At 47.3% G+C, this 14,485-nt stretch carries 13 protein-coding genes and 1 pseudogene; 7 read left to right on the top strand and 7 right to left on the bottom strand.

The window, feature by feature from the left end:
- Positions 1-14: 14 nt before the first annotated feature.
- Positions 15-1,253: an NRAMP family divalent metal transporter gene (locus DXV75_RS15135; RefSeq protein ID WP_115594329.1), complete on the bottom strand. Its 1,239-nt coding sequence runs from the start codon at positions 1,251-1,253 to the stop codon at positions 15-17.
- A gap of 385 nt (positions 1,254-1,638) precedes the next feature.
- Between DXV75_RS15135 and DXV75_RS15130 the strand changes: the two genes are divergently transcribed.
- A complete protein-coding gene (locus DXV75_RS15130) occupies positions 1,639-3,696 on the top strand; it encodes a methyl-accepting chemotaxis protein (protein WP_115594267.1) in 2,058 nt (685 codons plus the stop codon).
- Positions 3,697-3,746: 50 nt separating this feature from the next.
- Here the strand turns inward: DXV75_RS15130 and DXV75_RS15125 are convergent, their stop codons facing one another.
- The gene (locus tag DXV75_RS15125; RefSeq protein ID WP_115594266.1) at positions 3,747-5,774 is read right to left on the bottom strand and encodes a methyl-accepting chemotaxis protein; all 2,028 of its coding nucleotides are present in this window, start codon (positions 5,772-5,774) and stop codon (positions 3,747-3,749) included.
- Between the two features lie 261 nt (positions 5,775-6,035).
- Between DXV75_RS15125 and DXV75_RS15120 the strand changes: the two genes are divergently transcribed.
- Positions 6,036-6,482, top strand: a complete 447-nt coding sequence (locus tag DXV75_RS15120; protein WP_115594265.1) for a GDP-mannose mannosyl hydrolase — start codon at positions 6,036-6,038, stop codon at positions 6,480-6,482.
- 193 nt (positions 6,483-6,675) lie between these two features.
- A complete protein-coding gene (locus DXV75_RS15115; RefSeq protein ID WP_115594264.1) occupies positions 6,676-8,367 on the top strand; it encodes a methyl-accepting chemotaxis protein in 1,692 nt (563 codons plus the stop codon).
- Between the two features lie 97 nt (positions 8,368-8,464).
- Here the strand turns inward: DXV75_RS15115 and DXV75_RS15110 are convergent, their stop codons facing one another.
- Genes DXV75_RS15110 through DXV75_RS15100 form a run of 3 tightly spaced genes read right to left on the bottom strand, consistent with a single transcriptional unit; the run spans position 8,465 to position 9,642 of the window.
- Positions 8,465-9,085 carry a DUF1294 domain-containing protein gene (locus DXV75_RS15110; protein ID WP_220272539.1) on the bottom strand — a complete coding sequence of 207 codons (621 nt, stop codon included), beginning with the start codon at positions 9,083-9,085 and terminating at the stop codon, positions 8,465-8,467.
- A gap of 46 nt (positions 9,086-9,131) precedes the next feature.
- Complete coding sequence (locus DXV75_RS15105) at positions 9,132-9,395, bottom strand: Txe/YoeB family addiction module toxin (protein WP_115594263.1); 264 nt, start codon at positions 9,393-9,395, stop codon at positions 9,132-9,134.
- Positions 9,388-9,642 carry a type II toxin-antitoxin system Phd/YefM family antitoxin gene (locus tag DXV75_RS15100; RefSeq protein ID WP_115594262.1) on the bottom strand — a complete coding sequence of 85 codons (255 nt, stop codon included), beginning with the start codon at positions 9,640-9,642 and terminating at the stop codon, positions 9,388-9,390. The genes DXV75_RS15105 and DXV75_RS15100 overlap by 8 nt, the downstream gene beginning before the upstream one ends.
- Positions 9,643-9,896: 254 nt before the next feature.
- Here DXV75_RS15100 and DXV75_RS15095 point away from each other — a divergent pair.
- The 4 genes and pseudogenes from DXV75_RS15095 to ltrA all read left to right on the top strand — a co-directional run.
- Positions 9,897-10,133, top strand: a pseudogene (locus DXV75_RS15095) (IS110 family transposase); the annotation flags it as partial.
- A gap of 9 nt (positions 10,134-10,142) precedes the next feature.
- Entirely contained in the window at positions 10,143-10,601 is a 459-nt protein-coding gene (locus tag DXV75_RS15090) for a transposase (RefSeq protein WP_115594327.1), read from the top strand.
- A 42-nt stretch (positions 10,602-10,643) separates the two neighbouring features.
- The gene (locus tag DXV75_RS15085) at positions 10,644-10,850 is read left to right on the top strand and encodes a hypothetical protein (RefSeq protein WP_115594261.1); all 207 of its coding nucleotides are present in this window, start codon (positions 10,644-10,646) and stop codon (positions 10,848-10,850) included.
- An 836-nt stretch (positions 10,851-11,686) separates the two neighbouring features.
- Complete coding sequence (gene ltrA, locus DXV75_RS15080; RefSeq protein ID WP_115594260.1) at positions 11,687-13,021, top strand: group II intron reverse transcriptase/maturase; 1,335 nt, start codon at positions 11,687-11,689, stop codon at positions 13,019-13,021.
- 68 nt (positions 13,022-13,089) lie between these two features.
- Here ltrA and DXV75_RS15075 read toward each other — a convergent pair whose 3' ends face one another.
- Positions 13,090-13,728 carry a LysE family translocator gene (locus DXV75_RS15075; RefSeq protein ID WP_115594259.1) on the bottom strand — a complete coding sequence of 213 codons (639 nt, stop codon included), beginning with the start codon at positions 13,726-13,728 and terminating at the stop codon, positions 13,090-13,092.
- Between the two features lie 134 nt (positions 13,729-13,862).
- A complete protein-coding gene (locus DXV75_RS15070) occupies positions 13,863-14,297 on the bottom strand; it encodes a DUF695 domain-containing protein (protein ID WP_115594258.1) in 435 nt (144 codons plus the stop codon).
- Positions 14,298-14,485: the final 188 nt, after the last annotated feature.

Genomic DNA, 14,485 nt, shown 5'->3' with positions numbered 1-14,485 from the left:
GGCGGCTTAGCGCGCTAGCCCCACCATTTCCAGGCCACAAACGCCAGTAAAAACCCAAACAGATAGATAAGCCCTGAGTAGGTCAGCATCTGCAGGACAATGCCGCCCTTCAGAGCCGGATCAAGCTCAGCCCGTTTGACCAGCCTGTGGTTGAGCCAGGCAAACATTGGGGTGGTGATAAACGCCAGTGTCATGGCAAAACTGAGCATTGGCAATAACGCTGATTTAAAAAACAGCACAATACCAAAGCTGACCACAGCAACCGCCACAAGCCAGCCGAGGAAGACTTTGTCAGGCGCTTTTTCCTGCCCTTTCAACAACGTCATACCTTCAGCCAGAGCACGGCAGTAGCCGTCGTAAACCGTCAGTGTTGACCCGAAAATGCATAAAAAGGCGATAAGTGCGACCAGATAGCGGGACCACTCACCAATAGTATGCGCGTAAAGGTTGATCAGTTGGCTGGAAAAGCCGATTCCGCCAGAAGCCAGCGTTTCACCGTTACCGTGCAATACAAGGGCTCCAAGAGCAAGGAACACCAGTGCCAGTAACAAGGTGATAAAGTACCCCAGATTGAAGTCGAACAAGGCCGATTGCGCAGTGACCGGGTTTTCATTGCATTGCTGTTTGAGCCACAGGGAGGTGAGGCAGGAGACTTCAATAGGCGCGGGCATCCACCCCATGGTAACCACAAGAAAACCAATCGTGGCGAGAGTCCAGGGAGAGGGAGACGTGAATTCAGGCGGCGCTACTGCGCCTTCGTTCCAGGCCATCAGCAGCGCAATTACCGTCGCCATGATCAATACCGCCATGATGGCCTTGGAGGCCCGGTTTATGGCACTGAAATGGCCAGCAATAATGATCACCAGAACCACCGCAAGCACCACTGAAGCCAGTGCCGCCATGGGAAGCTCAAAAGGTAAAAAGTAGCCCAGCAGGCTGGCGGCAAACATCAGTAATGCTGCGGTATTAACGACGGCGGCAACAATATTGAGCATAAAGCTAACGAGCAAATAGCCCTTACCCATATCACGATAGCCTTGCTGCAGCGTGTTGCGGGTGCTGTAGGTGTAGCTCACACTCGCGCGGAAAAAAGGGTACTTGAACAAGTTGACCGCCAGAATAAGCAACGCCAGTTGCCAGCCAAACTGGGCGCCAGCCTGCGTTGAGGCAACCAGATGGCTGCCTCCTACTGCTGCGGTTGCCATCAGAATACCCGGGCCCATCAACCGAATGAGCCTGCGAATATTTTCCATTGGCCCGGTTTGCCCGGAGATCACGCTTTGAGACAAAACATTCATCCTGTTGGTTACACGGTGAGCTGGTGGATTTGCTCAGCACTGTCATTGCTGCGCTAAATCTTATCGTATTGGCGAAAAAGCCAAACCGCTTGATTGAAAAAATCATTATTTAACAGTCAGTTTGAAATAGCCAGTGTGAATTTTTCAACGTGGTGATGCCGGTCTGCAGCCCGCGAAATAGGCGACGGGGCTAAAAAAGTATCTGTGAGCGCCGATAACTTCCAAGCTGTTAAATTTAAGTGACAGACTGGATCCATGTTGTTAATCTGTTCAGTAATCGTCAAATTCGCCCAAACTGGCTCAATCCTGCTCGCTGGAAGTCTTTCATAATGAGGTTTGTATGAATGTAATCAACCGGGTCAACATAAAAACGCGCATATTGTTGCTGGTCACCATTCCTGTGCTGGCTGCGTCATTGCTGGCTCTGGAGAAATTGAATGACGCCCGCGAAGAGCTTAACCGTGCAGAAGACATGGAATTTCTTCAGCAGTACGTGTACACCGCCACGCCTTTATTGTCAGCAATTCAACAGGAACTGCTGTATACCAAAATGTATCTTGGGCCTGGCAATCCGGAAGATCCGGTCGGGATGGAGTTTAAATCGGATATGCAGGAAAAGCGCCCGGCGGTTGATAAGGCCATAAGCGCCTTTGTTGAATTTACCCGGGATGATTCCCAGTATTCAGAATTTCCTCAACTGGCAGACGATATTAAGAATATCAATGAGGTGCTGGACAGACTGCCGTTTGTCAGGGGGCTGGCGGATCGGCGCCTGAAAAGAATTAGAAACGAAGATGAAAGCAACGGTGCCTATACCTGGACCAAATTGTCATTCCAGAATATCTCTGAAGGCCTGGTTCAAAGTATGAACCAGGTGGTGCTGTTGGCGGCCAAAAATGAACACCTTTCTTTGCCCGCCAACGCCTTCAAAAACCTGATCTACGCCCAGGATAATGCATTGCTGGCTTTCAGTGCGCTGTACCGTGGAATAGAGGAACCCCTGCATGTCAGTGCCTACAGCGATGTAATGAAGCGTTCCGCGATGGAAGAAACCTTTCTGGACAACTACCGGCGTTTTTCATCTGAAGACATGGTGAATTACCTCGGTGCAAACCTTACCAACCAGGAATTCTACAAATTTGCGCGCAAAACCTACGAGGATCTCAGGCGCAAGCCCAGCGATTATGTGAGTAAGGATGTGGGCATTGTAAAAGCCGAGTGGCTGGATGTTGGCCGGCAACTGGGGGCGGGTTACGAGCGCGTGCTGGATCACGCACTCGACAACTTTGACGCGATCAAAAACGCGCAGGTCGAAGATGCACAGCAGCAGGTCTATAACATTCTGATTATGATGGCTTTATTGTTAGCGGGCATTCTACTGATATCCTACAAAATCATCGTCAGTATTAATTTGCCACTCAGTATGCTGATGAATGATTTCAAAAAGCTGGCCGAAACCAAAGACATGACATTGCGCAGCCGTATTGAAGGCACCAACGAACTCAGTCTGGTTGGGCATGCCTTTAACTCCCTGATCACAACGTTTGAGCAGACGTTATCCAGCGTGCGGGAAAAAATCGTGTCACTGGACAGCGTATCCAAAGGTGTATCCCGCTCTATGAGCGACTCAATGACGTTGATAAATAAGCAGAGAGAGTCAACCGACAATATTTCTGTCGCAGTGAACGAGATGACCTCCACCATTCACGAAGTGGCCAAAATGGCGTCGGCAACCTCCGATACGGTGCAGCGTGTGTACGACCTTTCCGTGTCCGGCGAGGGTGATGCGCTGAAAACCAAGCAATCCATTGATGGGTTGATTGCAGAATTGGGTGAAACTAACGAATTGGTCTCCAATCTGAATGATGAGGCCGGCCAGATCAGCAATATTCTTCAGGTTATCAAGGGAATATCTGAACAAACCAACTTGCTAGCCCTGAACGCCGCAATAGAGGCTGCCCGCGCCGGGGAGCAGGGGCGGGGGTTTGCGGTGGTCGCCGATGAAGTGCGGAATTTATCCAAGCGCACCCAGGAGTCTACCGAGCAAATACAGGTGCAGATAGAAACCCTGATCAACGGCGCTTCTATGGCAAGCAATAAAGTGAACTCACTGCAAACATCCGGGCAGGCAACTGCAGAGATTGTCGAGCGCAGCACCAATGCGTTTGCGGTCATGAAATCTGAACTTGATCAAATCACCGATATGTCCGGTCAAATCGCAGTGGCGGCCCAACAGCAAACCAATGTGGCCGACGAAATCAACCAGCGCATACATGCTATTAAAGACGACTCTGATGTGATGTACAAACAAGGCAGCGAGACTCTGTCTTCCATAAAGATTCTGACCAACAATGGCGATGTGTTAATGGAAAATATCTCGGTGTTCCACTTTAACTGAAGGGGAACCTCGCCTCTCAAGAACGAGGGGCGAGGTGATACAATTTTCTTTTAAGCCGATATTTTGAACGCTGATACATACTGGTTCAATTCCGTTCCGGTGTTGTCCAGTTCCTTGCTGGCACTGGCGGTGCGATGAATATGGCTGTTCATGTTGTTGGCGTCTTCTTTTATTGCACAAACCTGGCGATTGACCTCATTGGCAACCTGGGACTGCTGTTCTGATGCAGTGGCGATTTGAGTGGAAATGTTCATGATGGCATCGAGCTCCTGCTGTAATACCTTGAATGCGTCCACACTTTCGTGCACCGCGTTGATGGTTTCAGAGCCTTGCGCCTGCAAACGCTGCATGCTCTCGGTTGCCCGTGCAGAGCCATTTTGAAGCGTTTCAATCTGACCGCGAATCTGTTCGGTGCTTTCCTGGGTTCGGCTGGCCAGGCTTCGTACTTCATCGGCGACCACCGCAAACCCCCGCCCCTGCTCCCCGGCGCGGGCAGCCTCTATTGCAGCGTTCAGCGCAAGCAAATTGGTTTGCTCGGCTATGGCCTGAATGACATTGAGCACATTCCCGATGGAAGCGCTATGGGCGTTTAACTCATCAACCTGGCTTTGAGTCTTGGCTAGTTCATCCGTGAGCTTTTGCATGATGACTTTGCTGGAATTCGCACTCTGGGTACTCTTGAGTGAAAGATCATGGGCGCGCTGGACAATGCCAGCGGTTTCCTGAGCGGTCCTGGCAACATCATTGATGGTTGTGGTCATTTCATTCATGGCAACGGAGACGCTGTCAGTGGCATTGTTTTGGTTGTTGGCCAGTGTCTCGCTGTTATTCATTGCCTGAGCCACTTCTTCAGTGAGTGCCCGCATACGCTGGCTTTGTGTTGTAACGCCCTGCAATGCGCCGTTAAAACTGTCTTGCAACCGATTAAATGCGCGCCCCACATCAGATAGCTCGTCATTGCTGGTGATCGAAAAGCGGTGAGTGACGTCTTTTTGTTCAGCAATGGTCTCAAAGGAAGTAACAAAGCTCCTGAGCGGAATGATAATGGAACGAATGATGGCGACTGAGATTAAAACAATCAGCCCAAGGGTCAGCGCAATAAGAATAAGGCGCCAAAGATAATTGTTGTTGGCCTGTTGCATCAGTGATGCGGTTTGCTGATTGATTTTCTCTACCAGCTTTTCCTCAACCTGGTGCAGTGACTTCATATGCTGAGTTGCCATTTCGAACCACTGTTCCGGTGTTTCTGATACCTGCTTACCGCCTGAAGTTGTGAAGCGGTTACGAAAATCGTTGATTTGTTTTCGAATTTCGCTATTCAGGTGCTGCGCGTTGAAATACTCGGTAAATTCAGGGTCTATGAATGCGCGAAACTGTTCTTCCAGTTTTATGCTGACTGAACCGCTGGCTTTTACCCGCCAGTAACGCTGGTAATCGATATTCGGACGATCCAGGGCACGAATTCCCAGGCCCCGCTCATTGGCGTACTCTACCTGCATTTGCGCAATGATGGCGAAGGCGTTGCTAAGCAGGGTAAGCTCTTTATTGGCAGAGGCAATTCTTACCACTTCCTCGTGGATCCGTTGTGCAACCCCGAGAATCTGTTGGTACCCATTTATGGCAAACCACCCGCTACCATCTTTGATTTCATGATTGTTAAACACCTCACGTGCAGGCGTTAGATCATCAAAAGCTTCGAAAAGCGTATTGATTTTGTTAGCCAAACCCGCTTCATCCAACTCTTCCTGATGTAAACTCACGAATTCCTTGAACGCTAGGATTGCGCGATCGGTCGCATTGCGCTGCCTATTTAGTCGTGCCTCGTATTTTGAGGCGGCGGCGAACATGGGCTGGCCGCTGGAATAGCCGTAAGTCAGGTCTCGCTCATACTGTACCTGGGCGGCGAGCATTTGAGTTTCGGTGGACAATGACATGATATTGGTCATTGACTTTAGCACTGCCTGTTGTTCGGAAAGTGCACGAAGCTCAATGATGGAGTTGATCAATATGATCAGCGTAGGCAGCGCAGCAAGTATCAGGATGCGGTGCCTTATTTTTATATTATTGAGTAACTTCATATTCTTACCTCGTGCTGGTTACTTCGCAGACGGCGGCGTGAACTACATCTTGGTAGGGCAGTGCACAGTTTGTTAAAATTATGTTTCTCTCTACATTAATATAATAATATAAGTGGAGGCAACTTTTTCATTCACTATCATCAAGATTTGGTTTCAGTTTCAAAGCGCGTCAACATTACAGAGCATTTCGCTATCCAGGTTTTCAATTACCAACCGAAGTTTGCTAGTCTGTTGTCTTTAATAGGGATTTTGGAGAGAGCTATGTTTCTGGATAAACAGCGATTTATTGACGTGCTGGAAAGTACACCGCTGGTTTCAATTGATCTTGTAATTCGAAACCGCAATGACTTTGTTCTGCTTGGCAAACGAGTGAACAGGCCTGCCCAGGGCTATTGGTTTGTACCCGGTGGCAGAATTTACAAGAATGAACCTTTAAAGCAAGCCTTCAAGCGCCTTACCCAGGCAGAAGTGGGTCAGACTTTGGAAATATCGGGTGCGTCGCTGCTCGGAGTGTACGACCACTTTTACGCGGATTGCGTTTTTAATGAGGAAGTATCCACCCACTATGTTGCCATCGCCTATAGCCTGAAGCTTGAATCGGTCAGCGAGTTACCGTTGGAACAGCATTCGGACTACCGGTGGATGCCAATTGATGAGCTGCTCGAAGCCGATGATGTGCACGAGCACACCAAGGCGTATTTCAGATAGCCTCTGCATTGGATTTAAAATGATTGATCTTGGCTTAAACGCTTGACTATTTTGATTGGTTTTGTAAAAGAATTGTTATATTCTGGGGGTGGTACTTTGGATTAGGGATAATTTGGTTAAAGGGATTTTCAGTAAGTCAGTTGTTAGTCGAACCGAATAACAATGTTGGCATGGGTTTGTTTTGGAGTTATCCATGTTTGGAAAGTTGAAGCTGTTAAGAAACCGATTAATTTTGATATCGGCTATCCCGTTGATTGTTATCTCGGTTGGTTTGAGCTGGAGTACTGTAACTGAGCTGGAATCCCTCAAGCAAAAGCAAATTGAGACAGAGCGCGCATCGTTGCTCCAGCAAAAAAAAGATGAACTTAAGGCTCTGGTATTGCTAGCGCTTTCTGCCATGAAGGAGACTCTAAATCAGCCGCCTTCCGAGCAACGCGATCAGGCAATCAGGGATTTTGTCTTTGATTTTAAATATGGCGATGGCACCTATTTCTTTATCAATAGCTACGATTTGTATGGTATTGCCAATGGTCGCGTTGGCCCTAAGCCGATTGAAAAGCTAAACATTAATCGCAGTAACCTGAATGGCAAACCCCATCCACTGGATGAAATGGTTAAAGTGGCGAAACAAGGTGGTGGTTATGTTCACTATTCAGCATTCAAAAAGTTAGGTGACGCTGAACAAGCGCCCAAGCTGGCTTATGCTGCAAACATACCCGGCTATGACTGGTTGCTGGGCACGGGTTACTTCATTGACGATATTGAGCAAACCATCGCCAAAAATGTGAACACCTTCGATATGATGATCAGCCGGCTGATGACGAAAACCGTATCACTGAGCCTGATTATTTTAGCTTTGTCCTGGGTTTTTAGTTTTATTTTCATCCGAAAAGCCTTAGTACCTCTCGCAAATATGAATACTGCGCTGCAGGATATTGCGCATGGTGAGGGCGATTTAACTCACAGGTTGAAGATAGAGTCTGATGACGAAGTGGGCTTGAGCGCAAAATCCTTTAATGACTTTTCCGAAAAAATCAGAAAAATTGTAATGACTGTGAGCAACGAGGCGAATGTGATCAATGATGCTACGTTGCAATTGGATCATTCCTCGCAAAAGAGCCTGCAGTTAGCGGCTGAGCAGAAGATTAAAACTGAGCATTTGAGCCAGGTGATTTATGAAATGGTAGCAAGTGCCCAGGAAATCACTAATAACGGGAATAAGGCAGCCAATGCTGCGAATGAAGCAAGTCAGGAAGCACTGAATACTTCACAGGCATTAACGGAAGCCGTAAGAAAACTGGAAGACCTCAATCAGGATATTAACAAGTCATCTGATGCGATGAATGAGCTGGAGCGGGAAACTGACGGGATAAGCGGTGTGCTGGAAGTGATACAGCAAATTGCGGAACAAACCAACCTGCTTGCTCTGAACGCTGCAATAGAGGCTGCACGAGCCGGAGAGCAGGGGCGGGGGTTTGCGGTTGTAGCGGACGAGGTCAGAACACTGGCAAGCCGCACGCAAAACAGTACTGAAGAAATTCGTACAATGATTGAACGGTTGCAGTCAGGTGCCCGTAACGTTGTGAGTGCGATGGAAGTCAGCAGAAAAACAAGTGAACAGGCCCAGGCAGTTGCCGAAGACTCTAAAACCGCTTTGGAACGAGTGAACAATTCAATTAAAGAGATCAATGAAGTTAACGCAGTGGTAGCAACCGCTGCTTCCCAACAAACCAGTGTTACAGAAGACCTGAACAGAAGCTTGCACGATTTATCTAAGCTGACTGGAGATACTGAGGAAGAAATGACCGTGGTTGCCAAAACCGGGAAAAACTTAAAGAGCAATGTAAATGCGCTTAACCATGAAATGGGCATTTTTACAGTGTGAGCTTTTAAAATTCACAATCATTAACTTTGTGTGAATTGCGCTGCACAGTTTTGGTGTCCCAGCGCCCGCTTTTAGGTGGCGCTACCAGATGCGACTGCTAGCCGACAATTGTTTCCAGGAACTGCTGACCTTGTTCACCTAAAAGCCAAACAAACACACAAATATTAGTTACAACAGTTGCCCAATATACCTGTTTGAATTCTTTCTTATTGGACTTGTGTCTCAACTTATTTTGCGCATAAAACGCACCAGGCCAACCACCGATTAAACCAAGTAAATGAAGGTGACTTTCCGGTGTGCGCCAGCGGCCATTTCGAGCCGAAGACTTATCATAAGCATATGCAATGAAAGCCAAAATGCTTGCCCCAATATATAAGTACAAAATCTCTACCGGCAATAGTTCCAACACCGTAATTGATATCAAAGTGACGCAAAAGGTAACAGATACCAAAGAACCAAATTTGCCTGCTTTCTGAGGCATGGCGGTTTTCAACTTGCGATCAGTAACCAAACTTATATTAACGGCTTTAAATTTCCCTTGGGGCTCTTTAACTTGTTCATATACGATTAAGTCACCCTCAACCGGTCTTCTGGTGCGTTTTTGAAAAGATTTAATATGAACAAAAGACCTGGTACCACCACCATTTGGTTCGACAAACCCAAATCCTTTATCATCATTCCAATTTGTTAATTTTCCCTGAAATCTCAACTTACGCATACTTTAGGCTATTCTCGCGCTGTTCCGGTTTGTCAGCTGCCGCCTACTAGTAATGGTAACGACAGGAGATAAAAGTAATTGCCGCATCATCCACGGCGTATACTAAACGATTGGTATCATCTATTCTGCGAGACCAGAAGCCGGAAAGGTTTTCTTTAAGAGGTTCAGGCTTTCCAATTCCATCAAACGGAGAACGCAGAACATCGGTAATTAGTTTGTTGATTCGTTTTAAGGTTTTCTTGTCTTGAGTCTGCCAATAAACGTAACTATTCCAGGCTTCATCAGTCCATGATAACAACCTGTTACTCATCAATAAGTTCTCGCTGAGTCGTTTTACCCGCTTTAAACTGTGCGATTGAACGATTCAAGTGTTCAGCGTTCGCTGGCGAACGAAGTAAATGAACGGTTTCCATAAGGCTGTTGTAATAATCCAATGACATCACAACAGCATCTTCAGAGTCACGACGAGTGATTATAGTAGTATCCGCATCGTTAATTACATTGTCTAAAACAGCTTTAAGGCCATTTCGAGCTTCGGTAAAAGAGACGATTCTCATTCTGTACCTCACTTGTACATTATATAAGACAAGTCTAGCTTGCAAGTGAGCACATGTACAGGATGTTGTGCATCACTTCGTCGTGGCAGCTAATGGGCAGAAACGTAGCGGTAAAATCGCGAAGAGTCGCTGCGTTGCTGTCCCAGTCACTGAAGGGAAAGTGTTAAGCGCATTGATACTGATTGAGCCTTCTCCCCCCAGCGAAGCCAACTGGCTAAGCTGGAATGTGACGAAACCAAAAAGGACTAGGCTCAATGCAATTCCATACCAATTTACATCCGTTTTACTGCGGTATCGATCTGCACGCAAGACTGTTGTAAGTCTGTATTCTGGGTCATGCGTTGTATATGAAAGCCATTCACGGTGGCAAAACCAAGAACGATTAGATTGATGCTTACAAAATTGCCAAACTCATCCGGGGTGGCAACTCTCCCCTGGCCTATGTCTATCCGAAGGAGAAACGGGCCATCCGAGACCTCATTCGTGCAAGGGAAGATGCCATGCTCGACCTTCGTCAGGCCCGTCAGCGACTAAAATCTTTTCTGCTTCGCAATGGTCACCCGTGCTCCGGAAGGCAGAATTGGAATGAGGCGTACAAACGCCACCTGGCCGACATCCACTTTTTACAGCCGGCCAAGAAAATCACCTTTCAGCACTACATCCACACAGTGACAGAGCGGCATGAGCGGTTGCAGCACATCGAACTGGAATTGAACGTGGTAACCGAGGCGTGGTGCTGGTATCCATTGGTGCAGTGGCTCACTGTACTTCGGGGTATTCGTTTTTTATCCGCCGTTACTCTGGTGGCAGAATTGGGGGATTTGCGCCGGTTCAGCAACCCGCGCAGCCTGATGAATTTTGTAGGGCTGACGCCCAGCGAGTATTCCAGTGGCGCTCGCCAACAACAAGGCGGCATTACCAAGTGCGGCAACACCCATGCACGACGTATTCTGATTTAAGCGGCCTGGGCTTACCGTCATGCCCCCAAGGTTTCGCTGGAAATGCAGAAACGCCAGCAGGAGCATTCGGTGGGTTTGCAGAATCGGAGTTGGGAAGCCCAGATGCGGTTGTGCCGACGCTTTGCTGCGCTTAAGGCGCGAGGTAAGGAATACAACAAAGTAGTCACGGCGGTAGCGAGAGAACTGCTAGGGTATAGCTGGGACATCGCGCAACGATTTGACCCTGAAATGGGGCCGGTTCAGGAGTAAAGTTTTTAAAAGTTAATCTGACTGGAGGCCTGTCTGCGGCAGCGGTGTGAGCAATCCTCGAGGGCGTTAAGCGTTGAGAATACGCGCACCTAGACTGAGGCAAGGCTCCAGCGGCGCAAACAAGTCATGGGAATAACCAAACTCCCGAATATCAGCAAGGTCAACCGCCGACATTGATTGGCCAAAGGCACCTTCAGTTGGATTTCATACACCGATTTGAATAATCGGTGGGAAGATCTGCGTGCTTATTGACAGCGGGAATCATATCAACGCCGCAAGCTGTCCAGCCCACGCAGTGGGCGATGCTGACTGGCCTTGTGTACGCCCAGCATGGGCATGAACTAATGAGGTGAAAGTCCTCTGTAGGAAGATCACCGTTGTTTAACACTTTGTTATTCAACGCTAACTACTAGCGAATGGCAAGGGCTAAATCGTGAGAGATAGTCTGGAGGAAGCCGCTAGCAAATCTGCGAGCTGATGAACAAGAACATCATATGAGGCGTAGGCTGAAGGTGAGTTGGCACAAGACAACGAAACCATGTGATCTAACGGCCACCGTAAATGATGCAGCAGTGCAGAGACAGTGCATGCTCTTATCTGGGGAGATCTGCTTTACGAGCGATCGGTAAACACCAGTGAGGCTCTGGTATACAAGTGCCTTGGCGCAGAGGAAACGCATCATCCACTGCGAGCGAACTTGATGCAAACCGATAGCGCTGTCTCAGGCGACTGTGGCGGTGATAAAGCAGAAGTCAGCAGACGGCATAGTAGCCAAATGCCCAGCATAATGGCTGGGACACGGCCAAGGCCGGAACATTTAGAACAAAGGAGGAGCCTTGTCAGACTTGAATACACGAATGCCGCCCGGTAATGACGTGACTCAGCGTAGTGATGAGCAGCCAGCCTTTAGTGCAGATCTACTCGAACTTATTCTCCAGCCTTCCAATATTGTGGCGGCCTGGAAACAGGTTCGAGCCAATAAAGGGGCAGCTGGCATTGATGGCATGACCATTGATGACTTCCCCGCTTGGGCAAACGCCGGAAACTGGAAACGTATTATGGCTGAGCTTCGCTCAGACCAATACCAACCTTCACCGGTGAAACGCGTTGAGATTGATAAACCTGATGGCGGAAAACGTCAATTAGGGATCCCAACTATCGTTGATCGTGTGATTCAACAAGCGATTGCTCAAGTCCTTACGCCTATTTTCGACCCAACCTTCTCAGATAATAGCTTTGGGTTCAGGCCAAATCGAAATGGGCAGCAAGCCGTGAAGCAGGTAAACAGCATTATCAAAACGGGACGCCGTTTTGCCGTGGATGTTGATCTGTCTAAGTTCTTTGACCGCGTTAATCACGATTTACTCATGACCTACCTTGGCTATAAAGTGAAAGATAAGCGATTGCTTAAACTGATTAAACGTTACTTACGAGCTGGGGTTATCGATAACCAGTTTTATAGTGAGAGTCGAGAAGGTGTCCCTCAGGGCGGGCCATTATCGCCGCTGTTGGCAAACATCATGCTCGACCCGTTAGACAAAGAGCTTGAGAAACGGGGTCACAAATTTGCCCGATATGCGGATGATTTTACCATACTGGTAAAGACGCCCCGTTCGGGTGAACGCGTGCTCAATAGTATTAGCAGATTCCTGAGTCACCGCTTGAAGTTGGTTGTTAATACAACCAAAAGCCACGTCGTTAAAACCAGTGAAAGCAAATTCCTTGGATTCACCTTCAAGGCAGGACGCATTCAATGGCACCTGAAGACCCTGATGAAGTTTAAACAGCAGGTTCGACGGTTAACGAATCGCAACTGGGGCGTATCGATGCATTACCAACTCTTTAAACTCAGTCAGGATTTACGAGGCTGGATAAATTACTTTGGTATCGCCAGTGGCTATCAACGCTGTGTAGAACTGGATCACTGGATCCGGCGCAGAGTGCGAATGGCTTACTGGCGTCAGTGGCGAAAGCCGCGCACCAAGGTACGAAACTTAATGAGACTGGGCGTGCATGTTCAAGCTGCGGTGGCGTGTGGTATCACCAGCAAAGGGCCATGGCGAAGTGCGAAATCCCCTGGGATCAATCAAGCGTTATCTCTTGATTACCTAAAATCCGAAGGGCTTTACTCACTACGTGATGGATGGATTGCGCTTCACTATCCTAAATGAAACGCCCTGTGCGGAGCCGCATGCAGGGTGTTGTGGGGGCTGGAGGCTAGATACCTCCGGCTACCCGATTAGCTGCTCTTCGCAAATGCCAATTTAGTGCCAAACCCAATAAATACAACACCTGTAACTGAGTTTAACCAAACTTTGAATTTAGGGTGGTTAGTTGCACTTTTAACCTTAGCAAGAGTGAATACCATTGCTGAAAACCATACAACATTAACTATTGAGTGTGCCGTAACAAGAGAATACGCGCTGAATGCGCTGCCATCTATGGGCATGAATTGCGGAAAAGCAGCGAGATAGAATATGGACACTTTTGGGTTAAGAGTATTAGTTAAAAAGCCTTCAAAGAACGCACCTTTTGTAGAGACTGTTTTTTGTTGCAACTCCGGTTCTGAATTATGTGTAACTGAATTTTGACTAACAGCGTTTCTGAGCGCCTTTACGCCCAGCCATATTAAATAAGTAGCACCCAGCATTTTAAAAACAAAAAAGGCGTTTGCAGACTGTACTATTAGAATAGATATGCCAAATATTGATAGCGTGCCATGGACGTAGAAAGCAGCCACAAAGCCTGCGACATTGGCTAGACCCGCGCGATGTCCAGATAGAGGTACTGTTTTGGCGATAAGAAACCCATTAGGGCCAGGAGAAATTACGAGCAACGTTGCAACAGCGATAAACGTAAGAATATTGTTTAAATCCATTTCAAATCTCCGAAAAAAGAACAAATACTAAACGGCAGCTAACGCTCCGCTTAGGAGCAATGTTGGTTGGTGTTAAATTTGGAGCTAGCGACAAGAACACCAACCGTAGTTCATTGTCACTCTAGAGCGGCTTGTTAGCTGCCTTTAAAATCCTCTAAAAGCTTAGTTAAATCAGACCACTCTTCATCTTTATAAAAATTAATTTCAATCGGGTAACTTGAGTGTGAAGATAAAGATTTATTTAAATTATTGATAAAAGCCTCTCTATCTGAAATATAAAAAACAAACTCCTTTAAATCATTACCCGTTGCGGTATAGGCAGGTAAATAAATACTTTCTTCGCCACTAATTTCTTCAAGACCATCTTCCAGTGCTATCATTTGTTCATTTTCGGAAGTAATAGGCATCCCGTTATTAGTTGAACCATCATATTTCCATGATATTACAGTTAACCAAGGTAACTTCTTTTGAATAGTGATATCGGGTAGCTGACTCATGAATTTATAAATAACAGGCTTACCCTTGATATTCATTTTACCAACAGTCCATGTATCTTCGGCTTGAGCCATCGTAATTACTCCGAGTAAGGTTAATATTATTAAAATATGCTTCATAAGTGACCTAGGCAGCTAACGCCCACATAAGTGGCAACAAAACGTAGCGGCGATTTTGGTTAAACTTGCGAAGCACAAAACTAAATCGCCGCGTAGTTTTGGCGTCCCAGCCAGCTTGCTGGCGACTTGATGTGCTTGTTAGG

This window comes from Alteromonas aestuariivivens, assembly GCF_003367475.1.
GTDB classification, from domain to species: Bacteria; Pseudomonadota; Gammaproteobacteria; order Enterobacterales; family Alteromonadaceae; genus Alteromonas; species Alteromonas aestuariivivens.
The sequence above is the reverse complement of the archived record's forward strand: the minus strand, read 5'-3'. Positions and strand labels throughout refer to the sequence as shown.

Bases quoted from the DNA above. Each gene is read 5' to 3' on its own strand.
- DXV75_RS15085 (WP_115594261.1), top strand. From the start codon at position 10,644: ATGCAGAAACGCCAGCAGGAGCATTCGGTGGGTTTGCAGAATCGGAGT.
- DXV75_RS15105 (WP_115594263.1), bottom strand. From the start codon at position 9,395: ATGAGTAACAGGTTGTTATCATGGACTGATGAAGCCTGGAATAGTTAC.
- DXV75_RS15135 (WP_115594329.1), bottom strand. From the start codon at position 1,253: ATGGAAAATATTCGCAGGCTCATTCGGTTGATGGGCCCGGGTATTCTG.
- DXV75_RS15100 (WP_115594262.1), bottom strand. From the start codon at position 9,642: ATGAGAATCGTCTCTTTTACCGAAGCTCGAAATGGCCTTAAAGCTGTT.
- DXV75_RS15120 (WP_115594265.1), top strand. From the start codon at position 6,036: ATGTTTCTGGATAAACAGCGATTTATTGACGTGCTGGAAAGTACACCG.
- DXV75_RS15130 (WP_115594267.1), top strand. From the start codon at position 1,639: ATGAATGTAATCAACCGGGTCAACATAAAAACGCGCATATTGTTGCTG.
- DXV75_RS15115 (WP_115594264.1), top strand. From the start codon at position 6,676: ATGTTTGGAAAGTTGAAGCTGTTAAGAAACCGATTAATTTTGATATCG.
- DXV75_RS15070 (WP_115594258.1), bottom strand. From the start codon at position 14,297: ATGGCTCAAGCCGAAGATACATGGACTGTTGGTAAAATGAATATCAAG.
- DXV75_RS15110 (WP_220272539.1), bottom strand. From the start codon at position 9,085: ATGCGTAAGTTGAGATTTCAGGGAAAATTAACAAATTGGAATGATGAT.
- DXV75_RS15090 (WP_115594327.1), top strand. From the start codon at position 10,143: ATGCTCGACCTTCGTCAGGCCCGTCAGCGACTAAAATCTTTTCTGCTT.
- DXV75_RS15075 (WP_115594259.1), bottom strand. From the start codon at position 13,728: ATGGATTTAAACAATATTCTTACGTTTATCGCTGTTGCAACGTTGCTC.
- DXV75_RS15125 (WP_115594266.1), bottom strand. From the start codon at position 5,774: ATGAAGTTACTCAATAATATAAAAATAAGGCACCGCATCCTGATACTT.